Below are 9,941 nucleotides of genomic sequence, written 5' to 3' on the forward strand. Positions count from 1 at the left end.
GATCCCGACGTCCCGATCGACACCAACCACCTCGAACGGGCGCTGAGGGTGATCCCTCTCGGTCGAAAAAATTGGATGTTCAGTTGGACCGAACTAGGCGCCAGGCATATCGGGATCGTGCAGAGCTTGATCGTGACCTGCCGCCTGCACGATATCGACCCTTACGATTACTTGGTCGATGTCTTGCAGCGCGTTGGCCAGCATCCCGCATCGCTGGCCGAACAACTGACGCCGCGCCTCTGGAAGACGCTGTTCGCCAAAAATCCACTGCGCTCCGATCTTTACGAACGCGACGAACGCCAGTCACGTCAATAACGCCGGCTGCTTACCGATTACCCGGAAGTGGCGATTGTGGATCGGGGCTACAAGGGCGTCGCGATCGATGGCGTGAAGATCTATCACCTTGGCTTGAGGCGCGTCATCACGCGTGAACTACGGGCGATGATTCGACGGCGCAGCGCGATCGAGCCGGCTATCGGTCATATGAAGGCGGATGGCAAACTCGATCGGAACTGGCTCAAAGGTGCGCTGGGCGATGCGATGCACGCGGTGCTGTGCGGCGCCGGCCACAACCTGCGGATGATTCTCAGGAGGCTGCGGATTTTTTTAAGCCTTTATGCTGGCCCTGCTGCTGAACTCGGCCGTTCGCATATGACCCAGCGACTTTACCACCGGCCGACAAAACCGATTGTTCAGGGTCGACTAGCTTAGGTGCAAGTCTGACACATTGACTCATGGACGCGCACGCAGCCCGATCGTGAACCGGATGCGGGTGACGCGCCGAAACTTCTCACCGCCGGGTCAGCGGGCACCACTGGTAAACAAGAACGCCTTTTCCAATGCCCGCCCTATGCGACGTGCATGACGCAGCATCAAGTACAAATCCATAGCGCTTGAATATAGGCGCTGCCTGCAAAGCCAAAGCAAGGTTCTCTGCCTGAAGGTCTTTCTCGTCATCGGATCGTAAACCAAGGCTGCATTGCGACGACGCTTCGGGCCGGGAAATTACCGCTGCATGAAGACGAAGATGGGTAACGATCCAACGGACAGCGTTGCAACCGCGTTCGCTCGTCATAAGGCCCATGCGTGCGACGACGGTATTCATCGACGCGACGTTGTCGATGCGCCAGTTATACGCGCCGTTCACCACGCCGAAGGCGGGGCCGCCGCGCTCCTTTACGATGCTGCGAATTCGGTCGCCAAAGGCTGCTGTTGCTGGAAAGCTGCTGTCCAGCTGCGTAAATGCAACGTTAGCCGGAAACTGAGTGGCCAACCATCCCCAAGCAGTGGTGTTCCCTTCGATGATGGCCGTTGTTCGCTCCGGTTGCTTGAGAATCGGCACATCCGCGTGATAGAGCGGATCGGACCATCCTTCGTGTCCCCAAGTCTTTGCCCCGCCCATGATGACCACTGCCGTTGCGAGTCCAATCAGACCGACGCTCAGATTCCGCGCGACCAGACCGGGCAAGAAGCGATAAAGGAGAAGCATCAGCACGAGAGGAGTCAATACCTCGATCGCCACGAGATAGCGATAGATACTGAACATCTTCATCCATAGTACGTAGCCAATTGCCACGAACAGGATAACGAGGCGCTGGCGCGAGTCCATCGGGCGCCGTTTTTTTTTTGCAAGACGTGAGGCGGCCACCACTAAGAGCCAACACCAAAAGGCTGCATACACGATCGGCCAGATGATTTGTCGAATGGCGGTTTCTCCCACGCGATGAGAGTCAACGGCAAAGATGAATGGCCAAAAGGCAGATTCGAGAAATCCGCGGGGCAACCACCTCGTATCACTGACGGAAGCTGCCTGTGTTAGGGGGTTGTAGAAAATCGCCCCGAACTGTGGGTACAGCGGGTTCCCGTAAAGCTGCCACATATGGAACATCCAGTAGCCACCCGTGGCTGCAGTGCCTGACAAGACGCCGATGCCAAAAAGAAAGCCTAGCCGCAATCGAACGATTAAACCGCCTGGATAGCTTAAGAGGGCGACGCACAGCGCGACTGCGTAGATGGCGTTGGTAAGTTTGAGGCCAGTTCCCAAGCCGACGAGCAGACCGCTTCCGCTCGCGACTAAAACAGCACTGCGCGAGCGCAGGCCAAGGATCGCCCACTTGGAAAGGACAAAAAGCAAGCCTCCAAGGACGAAGAGCATTGTGGTGTCGTCGCCCATCGAGTTGCCAAGACCGGATAAAAAATTGGCCGTCAAGCATCCCGCCAACGCGACGAGGATCGGCACGCGGTAACGATCATTATCCGACAGCGAAGGAAGTACGTGACGCGCTATGCCCGCGAGGAGGACATACGTCATTCCGTGCAACGCTCCCATCAAGAAGCCGACGACGCGAGATGGAAGGTGAGTGTTCAACAAATAGAGAAAGACGTCTAACAGTGGATTGAAGTACGACTGCATTCCCGCCGGCGCAAGGTCGATGTCAAGCTTTCCGTGCAACCATGCAAAAGGGTTATAGAGGTGGTAGTTGTACAGATCCCAGTTTGAGTCGGCGCCTAGCCAGAGAGAGTAAAGTCCGAAAAGAACCGGCACAACAAAGCACGCCCGGGTCAGCGCACTTGACGAATTGAGGTTGATTCCTCTTAGTCGCTGAACGATTAACGAATGAACCTCGCGAGCGGTTTTTTTCATGGGATGTCGATCAATGGGATCTTTTAAAGATCCACAATTTTGCGCTGAGGAAATTAACCGCCATGCCGATGAGGGAGCCAATCCCCACGGCGTATATCGGCAGCATTGAGCTTTTGGGCAATGAAAAAATAGCGGCACTGTACGCCGCGTAGTTGATCGTGCCTCCGCCGAGCATGGCAAGCAGGTACTGCCACCATTCTTTCCATTGGGAGGTATGCGGGCTTGGGGTAAAAGTAAAGCGGCGATTGATTCGCCATGTCACCCAAACAGCGGAAATAAAGGATACACAACGCCCGGAGAAATACCCCGCGCCCACTGCCAGCGCCATGTACAGGATCCCTGCATCGACAGCAAAGCCTACCGACCCAGCAACCGCAAAGCGAATGAATTCGCGTTTCATTTTGTCCCTGGACCGGGCAGATAGCGCGGTGCTGGATAAGAAAGATAAGCGAGTCGTCGAATCTCAGCACGTGCATGAGTCACCGCATCGAGAACAATTCCACACACCAGTAAGATGGTTGCGAAAAGCATGAGGGAGGTGCAAAGGATTGCGGTTGGAAAGCGTGGGACTAAGCCCGTATCCATATAAGTTGCAAACAGGGGAAGAGCAAGAATGATTGCCGAGAGAGCGCAGACGAAGAACCCGATTGAGTAAAACGCCAGCGGTCTTTCTGCGCGAAATAGCTTCACAATCATCATCAGAATGCGTAAGCCGTCCCGGTACGTATTGAGCTTACTCATCGAGCCTTCCGGACGCGATTTGTATTCGGTCGCCATTTCCGCAACAGGCATGCTCAACTCGAGGGCATGAACGGTGAACTCCGTTTCGATTTCAAAATTTTTCGAGTGAGCAGGAAAAGACTTAACGTAACGCCGGGAAAATAGCCGATACCCCGAGAGCATGTCAGTAAAAGTTCGGCCGAAAATTAAGCCAACACATTGCGTAAGCGCAATGTTTCCGAATCGATGCCCTAGGCGATAAGCCTCTTGTTCCGCGGAGTGCCGAGTGGCGACAACCATGTCAAGGCCATCGGCCAGCAATTTCAAGACAAGTCTCGGTGCGGCTGACGCGTCATAGGTGTCGTCGCCGTCAACCAAGACATACACTTCGGCATCGATATCCGCAAACATCCGCCGAATGACGTTTCCTTTGCCGCGATCCGAAACGTTTGCAACCACAGCGCCGACGCCGCGAGCCAAATCCGCAGTGCTATCGGAGGAGTTGTTGTCGAAAACGTAGATGGACGCGTCGGGGAGAGCAGATCGAAAGTTGCGTACAACTGCTTCCACGGTCGCGGCTTCGTTATAACAGGGGATCAGGATGGCGACGCGTGAGAAGTCGAAGGGGAGCATCGATAAATAGAGAAAGTGTAGATTAAATTTCACCGCTTGTGCGGAACCAAACGGCAATGAGCACGCGAAAACGTGACGTGCGCGTGCGCCACTATTTTAACGTGCTCCCGCGATCCCGAAGGAATTACCGCTCATATCGTTGTTTAGATTCCCGCAGCTTGGAGCCGGCTGTATTGCGATGCATGCCACGTTTAATATGTCGGCTAAGGATACGATCGAGTAGGTTCATGCGCCATCATCTAGCCCCTCTTTTGAAAGTACGCGCAAGGCTTGCGCCGCACCTAACAATTTTTGAGGTGAAACTTACACTCCTTAAGTCCGGTAACAAATGGCAAGGTCGGTTGCCGAATTACCGATATTTGGGCAAAATGCGGCCGTCCGTTAGCGCTGAGATGTCTGTTTGCGGCAAAACAAATTGCTGTTGACTATTAAAACGAGCGATATCTGAAAACGAGGGTGCTATCGACCTGCCTGACCTGCCAGACCCATTTGATACGCTCAGTGTCTCCATAGTCGTCTATCGGCCCGATCTCGCCATGCTTGGTCGCGTGTTCGAGACGCTCGCCGATGCGCTTCGGCAACTTGCGCCAGCGCGGCCTGCGCATCTTTATCTCATCGATAACGGCGCCCCGGGCGAATTGATTGGCGTGCCCAAGGGTGCGCTGCGTGCAGAGTTCGTGTTGGAAACGATCGCGGGCCACGGCAATGTAGGCTATGGACGCGGTCATAATCTAGCGATTGACCGTACGCAGAGCCGTTACCACCTCGTGCTGAACCCCGATATTGAACTCGACGAGCGCGGGTTGGTCGAGGCGCTGTCCTTCCTTGAAGCACGTCCGGAAACCGGCTTGCTCACGCCGTTCATCCGTGACGAGAGTGGCGAGCAGCAGTTTCTCTGTCGCCGCTTCCCAAGCATGCTTGATTTGTTCGCTCGCGGCTTTCTTCCGTCGAGTGCGCGCCGACTGTTCTCGAAGCGCCTTGCCCGCTACGAGATGCGGGATGTAATCGGCGATCGAATCGTCGTTTGGGACCCGCCTATTGTGAGCGGTTGTTTCATGCTTTTTCGCACCGATGTGCTCAAACGTCTGAATGGTTTTGACCCACGTTATTTCCTGTACTTCGAAGACTACGACCTGAGCCTTCGTACGCATGAGATAGCGCGCGTGGTCTATGTGCCCGCTGTCCGCATCCTGCATCATGGTGGCGGTGCGGCTCGCAAAGGCGGGGCACACGTGAAGCTGTTCGTCAGTTCCGCGTTTAAATTTTTCCAGCGCTTCGGATGGAAGTGGCTTTGACGTTGTCGCGCCTTGCAGACCGGGAATTTCTACAGCTGGCGTCGCACGTCCGCGACTTAGAATATTCAGTGCTGGATTGTTGTCGCGATCATGTACGCAACCGCAGATATTGCATGTCCATTTTCTTGTTCCAAGTGAGTGGCTTTGTACGTGAGCAGTGTCGGGACGAACAACCAAGCAGCATCCGAAATAGACCTCGTCGTGTTGGTTATAGAATGTTCAGCGGCATTGATGTCGCCGATGGCGATCTAGTCAAACTCCCTGACAAGGCGCGCAGAGGGTTCGTGGCCAGAAAAGCTTCTGCGTTTCTTGAACCGCACTTGGATAGCGATGGCGCTTCGCTTCTTGTCGGCACGCTGCGCCCTCGCCAGCTATATCTTGGTTCCGCGATAAATGGCTCGAGACTCGGTGGTCTCTTCATCGAAGAAGCTGCCCCGGTCCTCGAGGTTTCAGATATTTTCGACAGTGATACAACTTTAAACTCATCTCCTAGACTTGCCGGTCTAGAGGCCGATGTTTCGCGGAGACACCGATGAACGCGCGGATCGCCGTTACAGGCGCCAACGGCTTTGTCGGCCGGGCCTTGAGCCGCCTGCTGCTGAGCCAGGGGTCCGAGGTCGTGGGTATCGTGCGGCCGGATGTCATGTGCGAGCCGGGCGTCGTGACAAGAACCCTTGATTCGTTGAGCACGGCAACACCCGATGTCTTCCAGGGCTGCGCTGCAGTCATTCATCTCGCCGCACGCGTTCACGTGATGCACGACGATGCCGTCGACCCGCTCGCCGCCTTTCGCGAAGTCAACGTTGCCGGAGCGTTGCAGGTCGCGCAAGCCGCGTTGATCGCAGGCGTGCCGCGTTTCGTGTTCGTGAGCAGCATCAAGGCGCTGGCTGATAGCGACCGCGGCCATCCGCTCAAGGAAACCGACGAGCGCCATCCGTTGGATCCGTACGGGGTATCCAAGGCGGAAGCTGAAATCGCATTGCAGGATTTCGGTAATCGCACGGGTCTGGAGGTCGTTATCGTGCGCCCGCCGCTGGTTTATGGGCCAGAGGTGCGCGCCAACTTTCTAAGTCTTGCCAATGCGGTCGCAAAAGGGCTGCCCTTGCCGATCGGCGCGGTGCATGCTCGCCGTAGCCTTTGTTTTATCGATAACCTCACCAGCGCCATAGCACTTTGCGCAACCGACAGCCGCGCAGTGGGCGAAGTGTTCCACGTTTCTGATGGCGATGATCCTAGCGTAGCCGACCTGGCGCGTGCGCTCGGCCGTCACCTTGGCCGGCCCGCGCGGCTCTTATCGATCCCGGTCGCGTTGCTGAGGCTCGCCGGCCGCCTCACCGGCCGGCTCCCGCAAGTGGAGCGCCTGACCGACAGCCTGCAAGTCGATTCGACCCACATCCGTGCTGTGTTAGGCTGGACTCCGCCTGTAGCGCTCGATGCCGGACTCGCTGCAACGGCGGCGTGGTATCGCTCGTCGACTAATGATCAAAGCCGCCGATGAATACCTTTCTCGCTCAATCGCCTTGGCTCTCAGCCGCCTGTGCCGCCGTCTGCGCGCTGCTCGCCTGCGCACTGATTCTAGGTCTGCTGCTCAAGACCGGCTTGGCGTGGCGTCTCGCGACCGATGTTCCGAACGACCGTTCGCTGCACACGCGGCCGACGCCGCGAGTCGGAGGCTGGGGCATCGTCCCGGTCGCAACCGTAGCAATCTTGCTGCTCACGCCTTCCATCTGGCTTGCGGCTGCTGGCGCGGCTTTTCTCGCCGCGGTGTCGCAAATCGACGATCGACGCGGACTTCCTGCGCGGGTCCGATTTGGTGCACATGTGCTCGCCGTGGTGCTGCTCATCGTAGTCAATCCTGCGCCTGCGCCTTGGTGGGCCTTGGTTGTTGTCGGTTTCCTGATGCTTTGGCTGGTGAATCTCTACAACTTCATGGACGGCGCGGACGGACTGGCGGGCGGCATGGCGCTGTTCGGCTTCGGCGGGTACGCCATCGCTGCGTTGAGCGGGCCGGTCCCGCAAATCGACCTGGGTATTGCGAGCGCCGTGGTTGCCGGTGCGGCGGCCGGGTTCTTGCTACTCAATTTCCATCCAGCGCGGATTTTTCTTGGCGATGCCGGGTCGATTCCACTGGGTTTTCTAGGCGGAGCCCTTGGATATTGGGGTTGGCTGAGAGGAGTATGGCCAATCTGGTTCCCGGCTTTCGTGTTCGCGCCGTTCATCGGGGATGCGTCTGTCACGCTTTTACGCAGGCTCCTGCGAGGCGACAAGTTTTGGGAAGCGCACCGCGAGCACTACTATCAGCGCATGGTGCGCATTGGCATTGGCCATGCGCGTACTGCTCTAATCTGGTATTGCGGGATGGCAGCGGGCATAATGCTTGCTTTGTGCGCACTTGGATTGTCGCCGCTTTTGCAATGGATGGTGGCTGCAGGTTGGGCCGTGGTGCTGTTGGCGGCTGGGGTGGGCATCGACATGCGCTGGCGACAGCACCGATCTCAGTCGAGCGTTTTGGAAAAACCCTAAAGGTCCATGCAGGTCAATAACCCCGCCCTGAGGGCGAGGCTTGTTAGTTCAAGCCTGATTGACCAGCCTGAACTGCGAGATATATCGCAGCTACGTTGTACGGAAGTTAAAGACTCACCCTGGAATGCTTCCTCAGTTCCAGGCTCTGAAACCTGCAGCCGCAGACAAGCTTTGGGTATGCGCGAAACGGGCTGCGAGGATGTGCTGCCGTACAACATTGGCGAGGGGAGCGGAGCCACAAGGCTCCCGTTACAAGGCCCGTAAGGGCAGCAAATGGATTTTTACGATGGCGGTATTCGTTTTAGACAGACAGGGGCTGCCGTTGATGCCCTGCACAGAGAAGCGTGCCCGGTTGTTACTGGAGCGCGGTCGGGCACGGGTGCATCGGGTTGTACCCTTCGTTATCCGGATGACTGACCGAAGGGCCCAAGCCTCGTCTTTTCAGTCGCTGAGGCTCAAGCTTGACCCGGGCAGTAAGACAACAGGCATAGCGCTGGTACAGGAGAAAGCAGACGGCATCGCCGTTCTGAACCTGATGGACCTCGTTCACCGTGGTCGACAGATTACCGAAGCACTGACGCAGCGACGCGCATTCCGGCGCCGCCGGCGCGGCGCCAACCTGCGTTATCGCGCACCCCGGTTCGACAACCGGACTCGCGCTGCGGGCTGGCTTGCGCCAAGCCTTCAGCACCGGGTTGAATCGTCGATGTCGTGGGTCCGGCGCGTCATGCGCTGGGCACCGGTGTCGGCGCTGTCGATGGAGCTGGTGCGCTTTGACATGCATGCGATGCAGAACCCGGAAATCTCCGGGCTCGAGTATCAACAGGGAGAGCTTTTCGGGTACGAGGTACGTGAATATCTTCTCGAGAAGTGGGGGCGCAAGTGCGCCTACTGCGACGCCGCGGGTGTGCCTCTGCAAATCGAGCACATTCTTGCGCGTGCACGCGGCGGCTCGAATCGGGTGTCGAACCTGACGCTTGGCTGCGCGCCCTGCAACATTGGCAAGGGTGCGCGCGATGTGCGGGAATTCGTCAAGGACAAGGCCCGCCTCACACGGATTCTGTCGAAAGCGAAGGCGCCGCTGCGCGATGCGGCCGCAGTCAACAGCACGCGCTGGGCACTATTGAACGCACTGAAGGAGACTGAACTGGCGGTCGAGACCGGTAGCGGTGGGCGCACTAAATGGAATCGCGCAAGGCTGGAGATTCCGAAGACGCACGCACTCGATGCAGCGTGTGTTGGCGAAGTCAAGGCTGTCTGCGGCTGGCAGCGATCGACGCTGGAGCTCAGGTGTACCGGGCGCGGCAGTTACCAGCGCACACGCCTCACTGCACAGGGCTTTGCGCGAGGCTACCTGACTCGCAAAAAACACGCTTACGGATTCCAGACCGGGGACCGCGTCCGAGCCATCGTACCGAAGGGCAAGAAAGCCGGAACTCACGTCGGTCGTGTCGCGATACGCGCGAGTGGCAGTTTTAACATCCAGACGCCAGTTGGCGTCGTACAGGGCATCGCTCATCGACATTGCACGATGGTGCAGCGGGCTGATGGCTATGGATATTCAACTGTGCCTTTGACAAAGGAAGGAGACTCAGGGAACGGCACAAAAGCATGGCTTGCTGCGCAAGCTGTGTTATCGCTCCCCGGCATGAATGCCGAAGTTTCCCGCGCTAACGGATGAAACGATACAAAGCTACATGGCTGTCGGCGGGCGCATTTGCGTTCGACCTGTGCGCCGTCGCCGGAACCTGGCTGGCGGCCTACTCGGTCCGCTTCAACGGCGCTATCCCTAGCGACTTTTGGCACGGCGCGCTCAATGCTCTCATTTGGGTGTTGCCTGTCTATGCGGTGATGTTTCGCGTGTTCGGGTTGTATCGCGGCATGTGGGTGTTTGCGAGCCTGCCCGATTTGATCCGGATTTCGAAATCTGTAATAGCCGGTGCACTTGTGGTGATGGTGGGCGCGGTCATGTCGCAGCCGGACCCAGTGATTCCCCGTTCGGTTCTGATCGTTGCTCCGTTGCTGCTGTTTCTTGCAATGGGCGGCGCTCGCGCGATATATCGCGCTACTAAGGAGTTCTATCTATACGGTGGCCTGATCGGACAAGGCAAGCCGGTGATCGTGCT

At 57.4% G+C, this 9,941-nt stretch carries 9 protein-coding genes and 2 pseudogenes; 8 read left to right on the forward strand and 3 right to left on the reverse strand.

Going from position 1 to position 9,941, the window contains the following annotated elements; translation table 11 throughout:
* Positions 1–315 (forward strand): transposase domain-containing protein (locus tag BSU04_RS22445; RefSeq protein ID WP_144021313.1); only part of this gene is annotated, 315 nt, incomplete at its 5' end.
* Positions 316–339: 24 nt separating this feature from the next.
* Positions 340–711, forward strand: a pseudogene (locus tag BSU04_RS22450) (hypothetical protein); the annotation flags it as partial.
* 79 nt (positions 712–790) lie between these two features.
* Here the strand turns inward: BSU04_RS22450 and BSU04_RS22455 are convergent.
* From BSU04_RS22455 to BSU04_RS22465, 3 genes are read right to left on the reverse strand one after another with little or no spacing between them, the layout of a single operon-like run.
* Positions 791–2,644: a hypothetical protein gene (locus BSU04_RS22455; RefSeq protein ID WP_089162649.1), complete on the reverse strand. Its 1,854-nt coding sequence runs from the start codon at positions 2,642–2,644 to the stop codon at positions 791–793.
* A gap of 10 nt (positions 2,645–2,654) precedes the next feature.
* Positions 2,655–3,044, reverse strand: coding sequence for a GtrA family protein (locus BSU04_RS22460; protein ID WP_089162650.1), 390 nt, complete (start codon positions 3,042–3,044; stop codon positions 2,655–2,657).
* Positions 3,041–3,997 carry a glycosyltransferase family 2 protein gene (locus tag BSU04_RS22465; protein WP_089162655.1) on the reverse strand — a complete coding sequence of 319 codons (957 nt, stop codon included), beginning with the start codon at positions 3,995–3,997 and terminating at the stop codon, positions 3,041–3,043. The genes BSU04_RS22460 and BSU04_RS22465 overlap by 4 nt, the downstream gene beginning before the upstream one ends.
* A gap of 536 nt (positions 3,998–4,533) precedes the next feature.
* Between BSU04_RS22465 and BSU04_RS22470 the strand changes: the two genes are divergently transcribed.
* The 6 genes and pseudogenes from BSU04_RS22470 to BSU04_RS22490 all read left to right on the forward strand — a co-directional run.
* A complete protein-coding gene (locus BSU04_RS22470; RefSeq protein WP_089162651.1) occupies positions 4,534–5,292 on the forward strand; it encodes a glycosyltransferase in 759 nt (252 codons plus the stop codon).
* 113 nt (positions 5,293–5,405) lie between these two features.
* Positions 5,406–5,828 carry a hypothetical protein gene (locus tag BSU04_RS45635; protein WP_144021314.1) on the forward strand — a complete coding sequence of 141 codons (423 nt, stop codon included), beginning with the start codon at positions 5,406–5,408 and terminating at the stop codon, positions 5,826–5,828.
* Complete coding sequence (locus tag BSU04_RS22475) at positions 5,825–6,790, forward strand: UDP-glucose 4-epimerase family protein (RefSeq protein WP_089162652.1); 966 nt, start codon at positions 5,825–5,827, stop codon at positions 6,788–6,790. Before BSU04_RS45635 ends, BSU04_RS22475 begins: the two co-directional genes overlap by 4 nt.
* Entirely contained in the window at positions 6,787–7,815 is a 1,029-nt protein-coding gene (locus tag BSU04_RS22480; RefSeq protein ID WP_089162653.1) for an MraY family glycosyltransferase, read from the forward strand. Before BSU04_RS22475 ends, BSU04_RS22480 begins: the two co-directional genes overlap by 4 nt.
* Before the next feature lie 286 nt (positions 7,816–8,101).
* Entirely contained in the window at positions 8,102–9,496 is a 1,395-nt protein-coding gene (gene iscB / locus BSU04_RS22485) for an RNA-guided endonuclease IscB (RefSeq protein WP_089162654.1), read from the forward strand.
* Positions 9,493–9,941 (forward strand): annotated as a pseudogene (locus BSU04_RS22490) (polysaccharide biosynthesis protein); the annotation flags it as partial. The gene iscB and the pseudogene BSU04_RS22490, both read left to right, overlap by 4 nt.

The sequence above is a fragment of the Caballeronia sordidicola genome (genome assembly GCF_002220365.1).
GTDB classification, from domain to species: Bacteria; Pseudomonadota; Gammaproteobacteria; order Burkholderiales; family Burkholderiaceae; genus Caballeronia; species Caballeronia sordidicola_C.

Coding starts and splice junctions, on each gene's coding strand:
- BSU04_RS22455 (WP_089162649.1), bottom strand. CDS start 2,644: ATGAAAAAAACCGCTCGCGAGGTTCATTCGTTAATCGTTCAGCGACTA.
- BSU04_RS22460 (WP_089162650.1), bottom strand. CDS start 3,044: ATGAAACGCGAATTCATTCGCTTTGCGGTTGCTGGGTCGGTAGGCTTT.
- BSU04_RS22465 (WP_089162655.1), bottom strand. CDS start 3,997: ATGCTCCCCTTCGACTTCTCACGCGTCGCCATCCTGATCCCCTGTTAT.
- BSU04_RS22470 (WP_089162651.1), top strand. CDS start 4,534: ATGCTTGGTCGCGTGTTCGAGACGCTCGCCGATGCGCTTCGGCAACTT.
- BSU04_RS45635 (WP_144021314.1), top strand. CDS start 5,406: ATGTCCATTTTCTTGTTCCAAGTGAGTGGCTTTGTACGTGAGCAGTGT.
- BSU04_RS22475 (WP_089162652.1), top strand. CDS start 5,825: ATGAACGCGCGGATCGCCGTTACAGGCGCCAACGGCTTTGTCGGCCGG.
- BSU04_RS22480 (WP_089162653.1), top strand. CDS start 6,787: ATGAATACCTTTCTCGCTCAATCGCCTTGGCTCTCAGCCGCCTGTGCC.
- iscB (WP_089162654.1), top strand. CDS start 8,102: ATGGCGGTATTCGTTTTAGACAGACAGGGGCTGCCGTTGATGCCCTGC.